This is a genomic window from Sandaracinus amylolyticus (assembly GCF_000737325.1).
Lineage (GTDB): Bacteria > Myxococcota_A > Polyangia > Polyangiales > Sandaracinaceae > Sandaracinus > Sandaracinus amylolyticus.
Genome location: NZ_CP011125.1, coordinates 3,665,646 through 3,681,307, shown reverse-complemented (window position 1 = coordinate 3,681,307; position 15,662 = coordinate 3,665,646). Strand labels below are relative to the sequence as shown.

12 protein-coding genes are annotated in these 15,662 nt (G+C 70.8%); 7 read left to right on the top strand and 5 right to left on the bottom strand.

Features of this window, described 5'->3' with window-relative positions; translation table 11 throughout:
* Positions 1–2,394: a polyphosphate kinase 1 gene (ppk1, locus tag DB32_RS15505; RefSeq protein ID WP_075097527.1), complete on the top strand. Its 2,394-nt coding sequence runs from the start codon at positions 1–3 to the stop codon at positions 2,392–2,394.
* Between the two features lie 9 nt (positions 2,395–2,403).
* Here ppk1 and DB32_RS15500 read toward each other — a convergent pair whose 3' ends face one another.
* Positions 2,404–3,015 (bottom strand): hypothetical protein, encoded by a 612-nt coding sequence (locus DB32_RS15500; protein ID WP_157069067.1) that lies wholly within the window; start codon positions 3,013–3,015, stop codon positions 2,404–2,406.
* A 5-nt stretch (positions 3,016–3,020) separates the two neighbouring features.
* Positions 3,021–4,043: a hypothetical protein gene (locus tag DB32_RS15495; protein ID WP_053233239.1), complete on the bottom strand. Its 1,023-nt coding sequence runs from the start codon at positions 4,041–4,043 to the stop codon at positions 3,021–3,023.
* Between the two features lie 67 nt (positions 4,044–4,110).
* Here DB32_RS15495 and DB32_RS15490 point away from each other — a divergent pair, with 67 nt between their 5' ends.
* The 5 genes from DB32_RS15490 to DB32_RS15470 all read left to right on the top strand — a co-directional run bounded on the left by DB32_RS15490 (position 4,111) and on the right by DB32_RS15470 (position 10,790).
* A complete protein-coding gene (locus DB32_RS15490; protein ID WP_053233238.1) occupies positions 4,111–4,872 on the top strand; it encodes a class I SAM-dependent methyltransferase in 762 nt (253 codons plus the stop codon).
* Positions 4,873–5,091: 219 nt separating this feature from the next.
* The gene (gene lon, locus DB32_RS15485; RefSeq protein ID WP_053233237.1) at positions 5,092–7,509 is read left to right on the top strand and encodes an endopeptidase La; all 2,418 of its coding nucleotides are present in this window, start codon (positions 5,092–5,094) and stop codon (positions 7,507–7,509) included.
* A gap of 87 nt (positions 7,510–7,596) precedes the next feature.
* Positions 7,597–8,184, top strand: coding sequence for a hypothetical protein (locus DB32_RS15480; protein WP_053233236.1), 588 nt, complete (start codon positions 7,597–7,599; stop codon positions 8,182–8,184).
* Positions 8,185–8,423: 239 nt separating this feature from the next.
* Positions 8,424–9,641: a threonine--tRNA ligase gene (thrS, locus tag DB32_RS15475; protein ID WP_053233235.1), complete on the top strand. Its 1,218-nt coding sequence runs from the start codon at positions 8,424–8,426 to the stop codon at positions 9,639–9,641.
* 156 nt (positions 9,642–9,797) lie between these two features.
* On the top strand, positions 9,798–10,790 hold the full coding sequence (locus tag DB32_RS15470) for a diguanylate cyclase (protein ID WP_053233234.1): 993 nt from the start codon (positions 9,798–9,800) through the stop codon (positions 10,788–10,790).
* Between the two features lie 7 nt (positions 10,791–10,797).
* Here DB32_RS15470 and DB32_RS15465 read toward each other — a convergent pair whose 3' ends face one another.
* The gene (locus DB32_RS15465; protein ID WP_075097526.1) at positions 10,798–11,505 is read right to left on the bottom strand and encodes a LamG-like jellyroll fold domain-containing protein; all 708 of its coding nucleotides are present in this window, start codon (positions 11,503–11,505) and stop codon (positions 10,798–10,800) included.
* Between the two features lie 518 nt (positions 11,506–12,023).
* On the opposite strand from DB32_RS15465, the gene DB32_RS15455 reads away from it, so the two are divergent.
* Positions 12,024–13,031 (top strand): NAD(P)H-dependent glycerol-3-phosphate dehydrogenase, encoded by a 1,008-nt coding sequence (locus tag DB32_RS15455; protein ID WP_053233231.1) that lies wholly within the window; start codon positions 12,024–12,026, stop codon positions 13,029–13,031.
* Positions 13,032–13,055: 24 nt separating this feature from the next.
* On the opposite strand, the gene pip is transcribed toward DB32_RS15455, so the two are convergent.
* Together pip and DB32_RS15445 are read right to left on the bottom strand one after the other, a co-directional pair.
* The gene (gene pip, locus DB32_RS15450; protein ID WP_053233230.1) at positions 13,056–13,997 is read right to left on the bottom strand and encodes a prolyl aminopeptidase; all 942 of its coding nucleotides are present in this window, start codon (positions 13,995–13,997) and stop codon (positions 13,056–13,058) included.
* Positions 13,997–15,616: a sensor histidine kinase gene (locus tag DB32_RS15445; protein WP_053233229.1), complete on the bottom strand. Its 1,620-nt coding sequence runs from the start codon at positions 15,614–15,616 to the stop codon at positions 13,997–13,999. The genes pip and DB32_RS15445 overlap by 1 nt, the downstream gene beginning before the upstream one ends.
* Between the last annotated feature and the right edge of the window lie 46 nt (positions 15,617–15,662).

The window sequence follows — 15,662 nt, the reverse complement described above, 5'->3', positions numbered from 1 at the left end:
ATGGACAAGGCTCCGCTCGCCGGTCGAGCCGACGGAACGCTGGTGGAGGCCTCTGCCACGAGCGCGAGCGCGATCCGGATCGAGCCCGCGACGCGCCCTTCGTCGATCCCGCCGCCGCCCGCCGAAGGCGGTAGCGCGCCCGATCTCGTCCGCGGGACGACCGACCTCTTCATCAACCGCGAGCTCAGCTGGCTCGAGTTCAACCAGCGCGTGCTCGACGAAGCGCGCGACCGCTCGGTGCCGCTGCTCGAGCGCCTGAAGTTCGTCTCGATCTGCGCGAGCAACCTCGACGAGTTCTTCATGGTGCGCGTCGCGGGCCTCGTCGGTCAGCGCCGCGATCGCGTGCACGTCGTCGCGAGCGACGGCATGTCGCCCGCGGAGCAGCTCGCCGCGATCGCGAAGCGCGTCGGGCGCATGCGCGGCGAGATGAGCGAGCTGCTGCTCGAGGATCTCCTGCCCGAGCTCGCGGGGCGCGGCGTGCGCCTCCTCGCGGCGCGCGACGTCGGCATCGATGGCCGCGCGCAGCTGCGCCAGTACTTCCGCGATCAGGTCCTGCCGGTCCTCACGCCGCTCGCGATCGATCCCGGCCACCCGTTCCCGCACCTGCGGAACAAGAGCCTCAACCTGATCGCGATGCTCTCGGGCTCGCACCGCCAGGCGGTCGCGCCCGCGTTCGCGATGGTGCAGGTGCCCGGCGTGCTCCCGCGCCTCGTGCGCGTGACCTCGGCGGACGAGGGCACGAAGGCCGCGTACGTGCTGCTCGACGATCTGATCGCGCTGCACATCGGCGATCTGTTCCCCGGCTTCCGCTGCCTCGGCGCATGGCCCTTCCGCGTCGTGCGCAACTTCGATCTCTCGATCGACGAGGAGGAAGCGGAGGACCTGCTCGAGAGCGTGAAGCAGGAGGTCCGCCGTCGTGATCGCGGCAACGCGGTGAGCGTGCTGATCGACGGGCGCGCGCACCAGGCCGCGCAGGACATGCTGCGCGAGGCGCTGCGCGTCGACACCGAGTACGTCTTCACGGTCGACGGTCCGCTGAACCTGCCCGACCTCGTCCAGCTCGGCGAGTCGCTCGACTCCGATCACGAGCTGCGCGATCCCGCGTTCACGCCGCAGCTCGTGCCGCCCTTCCGCCACGAAGAGGAGCCGATCTTCGCGGTGATCGCGAAGCGCGACGTGCTCCTGCACCACCCGTACGAGTCGTTCGATCCGGTCGTGCACTTCATCGAAGAGGCCGCGACCGATCCGGACGTGCTCGCGATCAAGCAGACGCTGTATCGCACCAGCGGTGACTCGCCCATCGTGAAGGCGCTCATGCGCGCCGCGGATCACGGCAAGCAGGTGACCGCGCTCGTCGAGATCAAGGCGCGCTTCGACGAAGAGAACAACATCCAGTGGGCGCGCAAGCTCGAGGAAGCGGGCGTGCACGTCGTCTACGGCCTGCTCGGGCTCAAGACGCACGCGAAGGCCGCGCTCGTGGTGCGCCGCGAGAACGGCGAGCTCAAGCGCTACGTCCACCTCGGCACCGGCAACTACAACCCGAGCACGGCGCGGCTCTACACCGATCTCTCGTTCTTCACGGCGCGTCCCGACATCGGCGAGGACGCGAGCTCGCTGTTCAACCTGCTCACGTCGTGCACCGCGCCCGCGACGTGGCGGAAGCTGATCGTCGCGCCGCTCGGCCTGCACGAGCGCGTGCTCGGTCTCATCGAGCGCGAGGCGGCGGCCGCGCGCGCGGGACGTCCGGCGCGCATCGTCGCGAAGATGAACTCGCTCGTCGATCCCGACGTGATCCTGGCGCTCTACCGCGCGTCGCAGGCGGGCGTGCGGATCGACCTGATGGTGCGCGGCATCTGCTGTCTGCGCCCCGGTCTCCCCGGCGTGAGCGACAACATCCGCGTGTCGTCGATCGTGGATCGCTTCCTCGAGCACGCGCGCATCTTCGTGTTCGAGGCCGACGGTGCGCAGGAGGTCTACTGCGCGAGCGCCGACTGGATGCAGCGCAACTTCCATCGCCGCGTCGAGGTGATGTTCCCGGTCGAAGATCCCGTGCTCAAGGCACGCATCGTCGAAGAGGTCCTCGGCACCGAGATGCGCGACAACGTGAAGCGTCGCTCTCTGCGCGCCGACGGGCACTGGGATCGCGCGCAGCCCGACGCCGGCGAGGACGCGGTGCGCGCGCAGCGTGTCTTCCTCCATCGTGCACGCGATGCCGCGGCGCGCGCCGACGCGAAGGTGCGCCACGAGCGTCCGTTCATCGTGCGCCCGGTGCGCAACCGCCCGACGAAGACGCCGGACGGGCTCGACGTCGAGCCGGCACCGCCGCGCGACTCGGTGCCGGAGGGGCTGCTCAGCGTCCCGCCGCCCGCGCCGGGCTCGCGCGAGAACGGGTGAACGTGGAGCTCACCCGGCCGGGTGCAGCGACGCGATCAGCGACTCGAACGCGCTCGACGCGTCCTGCACGGCGGCTTCGGGCCCGGTGAGCTTGAAGAACACCATGCCGTCGGGCCCCTCGGCGATCGCGCCGAGCAGTCGGTAGCCCGGCTGCGCCGCGCCACCACCGCCGCCCATGCCGCGCATGCCCGCGAACGCGCCCGCGACCTGCACGCGCGTGACGCGGATGCCGTTCACCTCGGCGCGCTCGATCACCGCGACCTCGCGGCTCGGACGCCCGTCGGGCTGCTCGAACTGGTCGACCCAGCGCGCGACGTTCTCGTCGACGCCGCCGCCCTGATCGCGGCCGAAGTGGAAGACCGTGAGCTCCGCGCCCTCGTGATCGCGCACCGCGTACTCGGCCGCGCGCATCGGCGAGCTCGGACGGCGCGAGATCAGCGGCTCCTCGGCGCGCCACGCGAGGCCACCGGCGGCGTCCTCGAACTCCGGCTGCGCGGGCGCTTCGGCGCTCGGCGTCTCCGCGCGCTGCGCCGGTGCCTCGTGGGGAACGGGCGTTCCACCGCCCTGCGGCCCGCAGGTGCACCCTGCGAGCAGCGCGATGATCGCGAGCATCGATCGCATGCGCGTCACTCCTCGACCGTCATCTCGGCGAGACCGCCGCCGAGGTTGTGGTGGCTGCGTGACACGAAGCGCACGCGGTCGATCCCGTCGGCGTCGAAGTCGTGCGAGACCGGCTGCGGATCGCGCTCGTAGGTCGCGAACTCTCCGTCGATCTGCTCGACGACGCGCCCGCCCGAGTAGAGCTCGATGCGGTACTCGCGCGTCGCGCGATCGAAGTGCGGTGCGTTCTTCGCGTTCCGCAGCGTCACGCGCGCGACGTGTCGCGGCGGCGAGAGGCGCGCTTCGACCCACCCGCTCGAGCGATCGGGGAGCAGCCACTCGCTGTTCGCGTCGCCGTCGATCGCGTTGCCCGCGCCGAACGTCGGGCTGTTCGCGAACGTCGCCGACGCATCCGCAGTCACCTCGTGCGGCGTGCGCACGACGAAGTAGAGCGCGGTGATCAGCGCGACACCGAGCACGGCCGCCGTCGCGATGCGCGCGACGCGCGTCCATCCGAGCTCGCGCGCCGACATCGCCGCGTACGCGAGCGCGCGCTCCACGTCGAGGCGCGCGCGCGCGATCTGCTGATACAGATCGGCGTGCTCCGCGCTCACGTCGGAGTCGAGACGCGGCAGCGCCGTGGTGCGCGCCTTGTCCTCCGCGTCGCCGATCGCGCGCACGCGGTCCGCGCTCACGCCGCGCGCGGCGAGCGCGGTGCGCCACGTCGCCGGCGCCGGCTCGCTCTTCGGCGCGTCGCTCTCGCCGAGCTCGCTCTCGCCTTCGATCTTCGGCGCGGGCTCCTTCGCGGGCGCCGTCGTCGCGCTCTCGTAGCGCGGCGCCGCGTCGAGCGTCGCGATCAGCGCCTCGACGACGAGCCGCAGCCCTTCCGCCGCGTGCCCGTTCGACCAGAGTGCTTCCGCCGCCTCGGCCTTCTGCCGTCCGAGCGCGAGCGCATCGGCGATCTCCTTGCGCTTCGTCTCCGGGATCCGGGCCGCGGTCGCGCTCGCGTCGCGCAGCGTGAAGTACTCGGCGATCGAAGAAGAAGCCATCGTTTCGTCGCGCTCCTCGAGGGCGCCGACAGTAGCACGCGCCCCACGCGCGCATTAGAACCGCGCGATGCGCGCCGACGAGCACGAGCGGATGTATCGCGTCGAGACGCGTCACTTCTGGTTCACCGGCACGCGCCGCGTGATCGTCTCGGCGCTCGAGCGCGCGCTCGGCTCGCGCCTCGCCGGCGCGCGCGTGCTCGACCTCGGCTGCGGCACCGGCTTCACGCTCACGCGCCTGCCCGACGGCGTTCGCTCCGTCGGCCTCGACTACTCGCCCGCGGCGCTCGCCTTCGCGCGCGAGCGCGCGACCTCGAGCGCGCTGGTGCGCGGATCCGCGTACGCCCTGCCCTTCGCCGACGCGTCGTTCGACGCCGTGCTCGCGCTGGACGTGCTCGAGCACCTCGACGACGATCTCGCCGCCGCGCGCGAGCTGCGCCGCGTGCTCGCCCCCGGAGGCGCGGCGATCGTCACCGTCCCCGCGTTCCAGGCGCTGTGGAGCGCGCACGACGAGGCGCTCGATCACCGTCGCCGCTATCGCCTGTCGCGCATCGAGGCGGTGCTGCGAGAGGCAGGTCTCACGATCGAGCACGGCAGCTACTACAACTTCTTCCTCTTCCCCGCGGTCGCGGCGGCGCGCCTCGCCGAGCGCGCACGCGTCGCGCTGGGGCTCACGCGCACGTCCTCGCCCGAGGGGACCGGGACCGACCTCCGCGTCCCGCCCGCGCCGATCAACGACGCGCTCGCTGCGCTGCTCGGCGCGGAGCGCGCGATCGCTCCGCGCATGCGGCTGCCCTTCGGAGTGTCCTGCCTGGTCGTCGCCCGGGCCTGACGCGCAGCCCTCGCTCGCACGACGGCGAGGTCGGGGTCGACGCTGCCGACGGCACGCCCCACGCTACTGCACCCCGCGCGCGCGACCTCGTCGGTCGCGCTGTGCGCGACGCAACGCGTCAGGCGAACGCAGGTGTCCCAGCCTTGCGTCGCGAAAAGCGCCTGACTATGTTCCCACGAGCAATTTTCGTCCCGGAACGCCGGAGAAACGAAGAGAGAAATGGCAGACGACGACGAGAAGACGGGCGAGCTCACCGATCAGGATCTGAGCTTCGGCGACGAGCTCCCGGTCCTCCCGATCCGCAACGCCGTCCTGTTCCCTGGCGCGGTCGCCCCCTTCGACGTCGGTCGCGAGAAGTCGGTCGCGCTGGTCGAGGACATCGACAACCTCGCGCAGCCGGTGATCGCGATCTTCGCGCAGCGCGATCCTTCGACCGACGATCCTTCGCAGGCAGACCTCTATCCCGTCGGTGTCGCAGCGCGCGTGCTCAAGGCGCTGAAGCACTCGAGCGGCAACTACTCTTTGATCCTCCAGGGCCTCGTCCGGATCCGCATGGAGGGCGTGCAGCAGCTCGACCCGTACATGCGCGCGCGCATCTCGCGCCTCGATCAGCCGAAGGCCGAGGACGTGGAGACCGAGGCGCTGGCGATGTCGCTCCGTGACATCGCGAAGCAGGTCATCCAGCTGATGCCCGAGCTCCCGCGCGAGGCGACCTCGCTGATCGACTCGATCAACGAGCCCGGTCAGCTCGCGGATCTCGTCGCGGCGAACCTCGACGCGCCGGTCGACGAGAAGGCCCAGCTCCTCGAGACGATCGACGTGAAGGAGCGCATCCGCAAGGTGCTCCGCCTCCTCACGCGTCAGCTCGAGATCCTCAAGATGCGCGAGCGGATCAACTCGCAGATCAAGGAGGAGATGGGCAAGAACCAGCGCGAGTACGTGCTCCGCCAGCAGCTCAAGGCGATCAAGGAAGAGCTCGGCGAGGAGGACGGCGACCAGGGCGACCTGGACGTGCTGGACGAGCGCATCACGAAGGCGAACCTCCCGCAGGAAGCGGAGCAGGTCGCGCGCAAGCAGCTCAAGCGCCTGCGCTCGATGCAGGTGGGCTCGGCCGAGTACACGGTCGTGCGCACGTACATCGACTGGATCCTCGACATCCCGTGGTCGAAGGAGACCACGGACAACATGGACATCGGCGAGGTGCGCCGAGTCCTCGAGGAGGATCACTCGGGCCTCGACAAGGTGAAGAAGCGCATCGTCGAGTACCTCGCGGTCCGCAAGCTCAAGAAGGACAAGAAGGGCCCGATCCTCTGTCTGATCGGACCGCCCGGTGTCGGTAAGACGTCGCTCGGTCGCTCGATCGCGCGCTCGCTCGGCCGCAAGTTCGTGCGCATCTCGCTCGGCGGCGTGCACGACGAGGCGGCCATCCGTGGTCACCGCCGCACGTACGTCGGCGCGCTGCCCGGTCAGGTCATCCAGGGCATGAAGAAGGCGGGCACGATCAACCCGGTCTTCATGCTCGACGAGATCGACAAGATCGGCCACGACTTCCGCGGCGATCCGGCGGCCGCGCTGCTCGAGGTGCTCGACCCCGAGCAGAACGACACGTTCGCCGATCACTACCTCGAGATCCCGTACGACCTCTCGAAGGTGATGTTCGTCGCGACCGCGAACGTCGGCGACACCATCCCGCCTCCGCTCCGCGACCGCATGGAGATCATCGAGATCCCCGGCTACACGCGGAAGGAGAAGCTCGACATCGCGCGTGATCACCTGCTGCCCAAGCAGCTCGAGGAGCACGGGCTCAAGGCGTCGCAGGTCGACATCACGATCAAGGCGCTCGAGAACGTCATCGACCACCACACCCGCGAGGCGGGCGTGCGAAACCTCGAGCGTCAGATCGCGACGGTCATCCGCGGCATCGCGGTGAAGGTCGCGGAGGGCAACCAGGGTCCGTTCCGCGTCGAGACGGAGGAGGACCTTCGTCCGTACCTCGGTCCGCCGCGCTTCATCTCCGACGTCGCAGAGCGCACGGCGGAGACGGGCGTCGCGACCGGTCTCGCGTGGACGAGCGTCGGCGGTGAGATCCTCTTCATCGAGGCGACGCGCATGCACGGCAGCGGCAAGCTGCAGCTCACCGGTCAGCTCGGCGACGTGATGAAGGAGTCGGCGCAGGCGGCGATGAGCTACGTGCGCACTCGCGCGAAGGCGCTCGGCATCGCCGAGGACTTCCTCGAGAAGCACGACATCCACATCCACATCCCCGCGGGCGCGATGCCGAAGGACGGCCCGAGCGCGGGCGTGACGATGATGACGTCGCTCGTCTCGCTGCTCACCGGGATCAACGTGCGCCACGACGTCGCCATGACGGGCGAGATCACGCTGCGTGGTCGCGTCCTTCCGGTCGGCGGCATCAAGGAGAAGGTCCTCGCGGCCCACCGCGCGGGCATCAAGCGCGTGATCCTCCCCGAGCGCAACGTCGCGGACCTCGAGGAGGTGCCGGGCGAGATCAAGAACGAGCTCGAGTTCGTCTCCGTCAGCAAGATGGACGACGTGCTCGAGGCGGCGCTCGAGGAGCCGAGCCGGCTCAAGCTGAAGGTCGAGACGCCGGCGACGACCGGCGCTGCGCCCGCGTGACGAACGCGTAGCGCGATGCACGTCGAGACGGGCGCGAGGCGAGAGCTTCGCGCCCGTTCTCGTTCCGTCTACGTTCGTGTCCGAGCGATGTGGGCCCACTTCATCTACCGCGTGCACGCGGCGAGCGTCGGGGGCGTCGGGCGCGCGATCGCGCGCAACGCGGAGCTCATCGCGCGACCGAACAGCGGGCACTCGTACGGGCACGTCGTCGAGCACGTGTGTCGCTACGAAGGCGCGCGGCGCGTCGTGATGCTCGATCGCGATCCGCATCGAGCGGCCTACTGGCATTCGCTCGCGAGCGAAGAGGACGTGCTGCGGCTCGTCCACGAGCGACGCGGGAACACGCTCTTCGGGCGCGGCACCGCGACGGACACGCCGTACGCAGCGCTGATGACGGAGCTGCGCGCGCGGTATCGCGCGGTGGGAACGCGCGAAGAGGAGCGCGCGCTCTTGCGCGAGGCGGAGGCGCGTGCGGAGCCCCTCGTAGTCTCGGAGGAGACGAGGACGACGTGGCGCGTGCTCCTCGCGCGATGGAAGTGGACGAAGCGCCACACGAGCGCGACGTCGTTCCCGTTCCTCCGCGCGGGCATCGACGTGTACAAGGCCGACGGGTTCGAGCTCGGCACGCCGGGCGCGGGCACCGCGTTCTATGCGTTCGCGCTCTTCCACTACTGAGCGCGTGTTTGCGTCGCCGCGCGCGCTCGGCATACTGAGCTTCGTCATGCCGCTCGCGTTCGCGCGCACCACCACGACCACCACCACCCGCGAGGCGGGTCGGTGATCGTGCGCGCGTAGACGAACGAACGACGCGACATCCACGATCGAACCGACGACCCGCCCGACGCGACGGGTCGACGGTGTGGTCCATCGATCCGGCGCGCTCGGGCTCCTGACCGAACCGAAGGAGAACGACGATGCTCGACGACAGTGATCACCGCGCGATCGCGCGGAGGCTGGGCCTCTTGCACTTCCAGGAGGAAGCGCCCGGCATGGTGTTCTGGCACCCGCGCGGTCTCGCGATGTACCGCGCGCTCGAGGACGCGCAGCGCGCGCAGGTGCGGCGCGAGGGCTACGAGGAAGTGCGCTCGCCGCAGGTGATGCGAAGGCCGATGTGGGAAGCGAGCGGGCACTGGAAGCACTTCGCCGAAGGAATGATGCGCATCCAGGACGACGAGCTCGAGGCCGCGCTCAAGCCCGTCAGCTGCCCCGGGCACGTGCAGATCGTGAAGCGGATGGCGCCCTCGTATCGCGATCTGCCGGTCCGTCTCGCCGAGCTCGGCGTGGTGCATCGCGACGAGGCGAGCGGCGCGCTGCACGGGCTCATGCGGCTCAGGCAGTTCTCGCAGGACGACGGTCACGTGTTCTGCGAGGAGGCGCAGGCCGAGGACGAGGTGGTGCGCTTCCTCGAGGGGCTGCGGCCGTTCTACGCGCAGTTCGGGTTCCACGAGCTCGACGTCGCGCTCTCGCTGCGGCCCGAGGATCGTGCCGGCGACGACGTGGTGTGGGATCGCGCCGAGGCGCTGCTCGCGCGCGCGCTCGACCGACGTGGCGAGAAGCACCGCGTGCAGGAGGGCGCGGGCGCGTTCTACGGGCCGAAGATCGAGATCGCGCTCCGTGATCGCGCCGGGCGTCTCTGGCAGTGCGGGACGATCCAGATGGACCTCGTGATGCCGGTGCGCTTCGACCTGCGCTACGTGGACGCGCGCGGTGAGAAGCAGCCGGTCGTGATGCTGCATCGCGCGCTCTACGGGAGCCTCGAGCGCTTCCTCGGGATCCTGCTCGAGCAGCACGGCGCGTCGCTGCCCGCGTGGCTCGCGCCGGAGCAGGTCGTGGTGGTGCCGGTGTCGGGCGCGCAGCACGAGAACGCGCGCGCGCTGGCACGCGAGCTCGAGCGCGACGGAGCGCGCGTGTCGATCGACGCGCGCGAGGAGTCGCTCGCGCGGCGCATCGCGGAGGCGCACGAGCGCGGCGTGCCGTACGTCGCGATCGTCGGCGCGCGCGAGGCCGAGCGCGGCGAGGTCGCGCTGCGATCGCGCCTCCTCCCCGAGAGCAAGGGGCAGCGCGTGATGGCGATCGATGCGGCGCGCGCGTACCTGCGCGAGGCGCTCGTGCGACCGGAGCGCGCGTCGTGATCGAGGGCACTACCAGGGAGGCCGTCGCGCTGCGTCCACGGCGCGACGGCCTCCGAAGCGCACACGAAACCGCCCGTTCACACAGACGTCCACGAACGAGACGCAGCACGCGCGGCGTGCACAATCGAGCGCGCGCTGGTCTACACTCGGGCCGCGATGCTCGGCGGGGGTCAGGACGCGCTGCACGTGCTGCTCGATCTGACACGGCGGCTCGCCGAGCCGATCGAGCTCGAGGCGCAGCTGCAGGCGACGACCGACGCCGCGCTCGCGATCCTGCCCGGCGATCACGCGAGCCTTCGTCTCTTCGACGAGGGCAAGAGCGAGCTGCTCTCGAGCGCGCGCTCGGGCACCGGGGTGACGCAGCCACCCGCGACGTTCCGGCGCGGACAGGGCGTGGTCGGTGCGGTCGCGGAGAGCGGACGATCGACGCTCGTGCCCGACGCGCTCGAAGATCCGCGGTTCGTCGCCTACCCGACGCAGGGCTTCGAGGTGCGCGCCGTGATCGCGGTACCGCTCGTCGCGGGCGGCGAGGTGATCGGCGTGCTCTCGGTCTCGTCGGCGCGCACCGGCGCGTTCGGGCCCGAGGATCGCGATCTCGCGCAGCTGATCGCGAACTGCGCGGTGCCGGCCATCGAGAAGTCGCGCCTCGGGCGCCTTGCGATCACCGACTGGCTCACGCGCGCCTACAACCATCGCTACCTCGCGCCGCGGCTCGAGGAAGAGGTCGAGCGCGCGCGACGTCACGCGGAGCCGCTCTCGCTCGCGCTGCTCGATCTCGATCACTTCAAGCGCGTGAACGATGCGCACGGCCACGACGCGGGCGACGCGGTGCTGCGCGCGTTCGTGGATCGCGTGCGCGCCGAGGTGCGACGGCACGACGTCGTCGTGCGGCGCGGCGGCGAAGAGTTCGTGTTGATCATGCCGGAGACGGGCGCGGCGGACGCGTTCCTCGTCGCGGAGCGCGTGCGGGCGCGCGTGTCGGGCGGTCCGATCGCGCTCGGCGAAGGTCGCGAGACGACGATCACGGTGTCGATCGGCATCGCGACGTGGCGCGGCGAGCGTGCACAAGCGCTCGAGCAGCGCGCCGATGCCGCGCTCTATCGCGCCAAGGGCGAGGGTCGCGACCGCGTGATCGTCGATCTCGGCTGAGCGCCGATCACAGCGCGCCGTCGAGGATCCAGGTCGGGTCGCGCGGGTCGGTGGTCGTGATCTGACCGAGGATCGCGTCGTTGCCGCGCAGCGAGCGATCCAGCGCGATCTGCCCAGCGGGCGCTTCCTCGAGCGGCCAGTACGCGGCGAGCGTGGCGGTGCCCGTGGACAGGCGCGTGAACGCCGCGGCCTGGAGCGCGGCGGCGCTGCGCACGGTGTTCCAGATGCGGATCTCGTCGAGGTCGCCGTCGAAGCGACCGATCAGCAGCGGCTCGATGTTGAACGCGTCGCCGATGTCGTCGGGGAAGTCGGCCATCGCGACGACCGTGAAGTTCACGTAGAGCAGCGTGCGGAGCACGCCGGCGGTGCGCTGGATCGTGAGCGCGACGTGCGTCCAGTCGCCGAACGCGTCGAACGGTGCGCGCAGCTCGCGCCGCTCGCTGCGGACCGTGGTCCAGCCCGCGATCAGCTCCACGCGGCCGTCGGGCCCCGGCGCGAGCTCGATCACGAGGTGGCGCTGCCCGTCGTCCTGGCCCTTTCGCGCGATGATCCCGGTGCCGCGCGCGCGGATCCAGAGCTCCGTCGTGGTGTCGCCGCCGACGCGCAGCCCAGGGCGATCCGGAACGAGCAGGTAGCGGTCGGGCGTGAAGCGGAGCGCGGGCGAGCGACGTCCACCGTCGATGGGACCGGCGTCGCGCGCGCCCGCGTCGCGCATCCCGGCGTCGGGCCGCGGACCGGCATCACGCGTCCCCGCGTCGCGCGGCGGCCCCGCGTCGCGCGGCGGCCCCGCGTCGCGCGGCGGCCCTGCGTCGCGCGGGGCCCTGCGTCGAACGAGCCCGCGTCACGCGGACCGGCGTCGCGCACACCCGCATCGGTCGGGCCCGCATCGGACGGGCCCGCGTCGAACGAGCCCGCGTCCTCGGGAACGCCGGCGTCGAACGGAGGGAACGTCGCGTCGACGTCGATCGGGAGCCCCGCGTCGAGCGCGGCATCGGCGGGCTCACCCGCGTCCTCTGGGATCGTCGCGTCGAGCCCGATGCGCGCGTCGACGTCGTCGATCGGACCGTCGCCGCGCTCGCGCGCCTCGTAACACCCGCTCAGCGCGATCGCGATCGCCAGCGCGATCGCGGCATTCGCGCGCGAAGCCATGCTCCCCCAGCTCGACATACGAAGGGCGGCAGCATAGCGCCCTCTCGCTCGCGCGTCGCTTGCGCGGCGCGGTACAGTCCGCTCATGACGCACACCATCGCGGTGTTGGGGGCGGGCGCGTGGGGCACGGCGCTCGCGAAGGCGCTCTCGGACAAGGGCCACCAGGTCCACCTCTGGTCGTGGCAGAAGCCGCATGCCGACGCGATCCAGCGAGATCGCACGAACCAGGACTTCCTACCGGGGTTCGAGCTCGCGCCCACGTTGCGCGCGACGAGCGATCTCCCCGACGCGCTCGGCGGCGCCGACATGGTGCTCACGGCGGTGCCGACGCACGTGCTGCGCGAGGTGCTCGGCAAGGCCGCGCCGCACCTGCCCGAGAGCGCGCCGATCCTCAGCGTGAGCAAGGGGATCGAGATCAGCACGCTCAAGGTGGTGAGCGGGATCTTCGAGGACTGCGTGCCGAAGGAGACGCTCGATCGCGTCGCGTACCTCGGTGGTCCGAGCTTCGCGAAGGAGGTCGCGGCGGGAATGCCGACGGCGGTCGTCGTCGCGTGCACGAGCCACGACGTCGCGTGCCGGTGGCAGGAGGCGCTCGCGACCGATCGGCTGCGCGTCTACACGACCGACGACGTGATCGGGATCGAGCTCGGCGGCGCGCTCAAGAACGTGATCGCGATCGCGGCGGGCGTGAGCGACGGGCTCGGGTTCGGGCACAACTCGCGCGCGGCGCTGATCACGCGCGGGCTCGCCGAGATGACGCGGCTCGCGACGAAGATGGGCGCGCATCCGCTCACGCTCGCGGGGCTCGGCGGAATGGGTGATCTCGTGCTGACGTGCACCGGGGATCTCTCGCGCAACCGCACGGTCGGTCTCGAGCTCGGAAAGGGCCGCAAGCTCGACGACATCCTCGCGGGCATGACGCAGGTCGCCGAGGGCGTGAGGACGACGAAGGCGGCGTACGCGCTGGCGCAGCGCGAGGGCTGCGAGATGCCGATCACCGACGCGATGTACCGGATCCTCTACGAGGGGCAGTCGCCGCTCGAGGCGACGGTCGAGCTGATGACGCGAAGGAAGCGCGCCGAGCGCGACTGAGCTTCCCCGGGGGTGCGCGCGGCGTCACGGAGCGAAGCGCGCGATCGCGCGGACGACCTCGTCGATCATCGTGTCGCCGCCGTGGCCTTCGTCATCGACGATCGTCAGCGTGCTCTTCGGCCACGCGAGGTGGAGCTGCCACGGCCACTCGAGCGGAGAGCTGATGTCGAGACGGCCGTGGATCAGCGCGGCCGGGATGTGCGCGATGCGATCGATGCGCGAGAGGAGCGCGCCGTCTTCGAGGAAGGCGGCGTGCTTCCAGTAGTGGATCGTCAGTGTCGCGAACGTCTGGCGGAACACGGCGTCGGTCTCGAACCGCGGCTCGGGTCGATGACGCGGGTCGAGCGAGACGTGGGTGTCCTCCCACGCGCACCACGCGCGCGCGGCCTCCTCGCGCTCGGTCGCGTCGGCGGATGTGATCAGCGCGTGGTACGCGTCGATCACGCGCTGTCCGGAGCGGCGCTTCGACGCGGCCTCGAAGCGCGACCACTCGCGAGGGAAGACGCGGCGCAGATCCTCGGTGATCCACGCGACCTCGGACGCGCTCGTCTGCACGACGCACATCAGCACCAGCTCGGTCACGCGCGCCGGGTGCGCCTGCGCGTACGCGAGCGCGAGCGTGGTGCCCCACGAGACGCCGTACACGAGCCACGCATCGATCCCGAGGTGCTCGCGGAGCGCTTCGATGTCGGCGATCAGCGCGTCGGTGGTGTTGGTCGCGAGCGTGTCGAGCGCGTCGATCACGAGCGGTGTGCTGCGACCGCAGCCGCGCTGGTCGAGCGCGACGACGAGCCAGCGCTCGGGATCGAAGCGCCGGCGATGACCCGTCATCAGGCCCGCGCCCGGGCCGCCGTGCAGGTACAGCGCGGGCTTCCCGCGTGGGTTGCCCGACGTCTCCCAGTGGATCTCGTGACCGTCGCGCGTTCGCAGGCGACCCGTCGCGAACGGCTCGATCGGCGGGAACATCAGCGCTCCGCGATCTCGTCGTCCGGCGGCGGCCCCGCGTCGTTGCGCCAGCTCGAGAGCGCGACCGCCGTGCCGCCGCCCGCGAGATCGGAGAACGGCAACGAGAAGCTCACGCGCGCGCCGCCGCCCGCCGCGTTCTCCACCCACGCGCGCCCGCGATGCGCCTCCACGATGCGCTTCACCAGCGACAGTCCGATGCCCGATCCGCGCGCGCTGCTCGACCCGTTGCGCACGCGATAGAAGCGCTCGAACACGCGCTTGTGGTGCTCGTCCGGGATCCCCGGGCCGTGATCGCGCACCCGCACGTACGCGTGGCGGCGACCGCGCTCGATCGTGACCTCGATCGTCGAGCCCGCGCCGTACTTCATCGCGTTGTCGAGCAGGTTCATCACCGCGAGCAGGATCGCCTGCTCGTCGAAGCGCACCGCGGGCACCTCACCGACGACCTCGAGCTTCACCTCGAGGTTCTCGCGCTCGAGGCGATAGCGGAACGTGTCGATCGCGCGCGCGACGACGTCCGCGAGATCGCCCTCGCGCATCTGGTACGTCTGCTTGCCACGCTCGATCGCGCTGAAGTCGAGCACGTTGTCGATCAGCGCCGTGAGACGCTCGCTCTCGCGCGCGATGATCTGCAGGTATTGCTCGCGCTTCTTCTCGTCGCGCACGCGGCCCGTCATGAGCATCTCGCTGAACATCCGGACGACCGAGAGCGGCGTCTTCAGCTCGTGCGAGACGTTCGCGATGAACTCGCTGCGCAGCGCGTTGAGCCGGCTCTCCTTCACCGCTGCGTAGATCAGGAACCCGACACCGAGCAGCACGATCGCGAACGAGAGGCCGATCAGCGCGCTCTCCGTGTAGACCTGCTCCGCGCCGCGCACGATCAGCTCGGGCGCTCGTTTCGGTGCGATCTGGAGGCGCCATCCGTACAGCGTCGTCGGGAAGCGACGGCCGACGAGGTAGTCGCCCGCGCGCGCGATGCGCGACTGGCCGTAGACGAGGCGGTTGTCGTCGTCGACGACGTTGTACGAGACGCGCTCTTCCTCGTGCACGAAGAGCGTCGGGAACACCTCGCGCTCGATGAAGCCGGTGTCGTGGTGCGCGACCATGTAGTGGCGCCGCCCGGCGTGCCGCACCGCGCGATAGCTGATGAGGTAGCTCGTGTCCGCGTACGTGCGGTGGTGATGCCGCAGCACGCCGATGCGCTCTCGCTCGAGCTCGAGGTTCGGCAGGATGCGCTCGGTGAACACCTTGAGGAAGTCGCGGCGCTCCTGCGTCGAGCAGCGACACGCGTAGCCGATCACCTCGCCGCCGTCGTCGAGCACGAGCAGCGCGCGCACGCTCGGCGAGATGCGCTCGGCGAGCGGCTGCCAGGTCTCCGAGACCGCCTCGGGGCGCTCGAGATCGACGAGGTGGAACACCGCCTCGTCGCTCGTGATGATCATCTGCTCGACGCGATCGACCTTCTCGTCGACGAGCACGAGCGTCGACGCGAGCACCGACTGCTCGCTCTCGCGCGCGAACTGCCGCGCCGACTGGATGGAGAAGTACCCGAGGATCCCGGCCGCGATCGCGATCGCGGGGATCAGAGCGAGGTACACGAGGCGCGAGCGCCACTCCATCGAGAGCGCAGTCTAGAGCGCGCCGGCCCGCGAGGCCGCAGCCCTC

What these genes read in the sequence shown, in the direction of transcription:
- ppk1 (WP_075097527.1), top strand. Translation starts at nt 1, where the DNA reads ATGGACAAGGCTCCGCTCGCCGGTCGAGCCGACGGAACGCTGGTGGAG.
- DB32_RS15500 (WP_157069067.1), bottom strand. Translation starts at nt 3,015, where the DNA reads ATGCGATCGATGCTCGCGATCATCGCGCTGCTCGCAGGGTGCACCTGC.
- DB32_RS15495 (WP_053233239.1), bottom strand. Translation starts at nt 4,043, where the DNA reads ATGGCTTCTTCTTCGATCGCCGAGTACTTCACGCTGCGCGACGCGAGC.
- DB32_RS15490 (WP_053233238.1), top strand. Translation starts at nt 4,111, where the DNA reads ATGCGCGCCGACGAGCACGAGCGGATGTATCGCGTCGAGACGCGTCAC.
- lon (WP_053233237.1), top strand. Translation starts at nt 5,092, where the DNA reads ATGGCAGACGACGACGAGAAGACGGGCGAGCTCACCGATCAGGATCTG.
- DB32_RS15480 (WP_053233236.1), top strand. Translation starts at nt 7,597, where the DNA reads ATGTGGGCCCACTTCATCTACCGCGTGCACGCGGCGAGCGTCGGGGGC.
- thrS (WP_053233235.1), top strand. Translation starts at nt 8,424, where the DNA reads ATGCTCGACGACAGTGATCACCGCGCGATCGCGCGGAGGCTGGGCCTC.
- DB32_RS15470 (WP_053233234.1), top strand. Translation starts at nt 9,798, where the DNA reads ATGCTCGGCGGGGGTCAGGACGCGCTGCACGTGCTGCTCGATCTGACA.
- DB32_RS15465 (WP_075097526.1), bottom strand. Translation starts at nt 11,505, where the DNA reads ATGCGCGACGCGGGCGCGCGCGACGCCGGTCCCATCGACGGTGGACGT.
- DB32_RS15455 (WP_053233231.1), top strand. Translation starts at nt 12,024, where the DNA reads ATGACGCACACCATCGCGGTGTTGGGGGCGGGCGCGTGGGGCACGGCG.
- pip (WP_053233230.1), bottom strand. Translation starts at nt 13,997, where the DNA reads ATGTTCCCGCCGATCGAGCCGTTCGCGACGGGTCGCCTGCGAACGCGC.
- DB32_RS15445 (WP_053233229.1), bottom strand. Translation starts at nt 15,616, where the DNA reads ATGGAGTGGCGCTCGCGCCTCGTGTACCTCGCTCTGATCCCCGCGATC.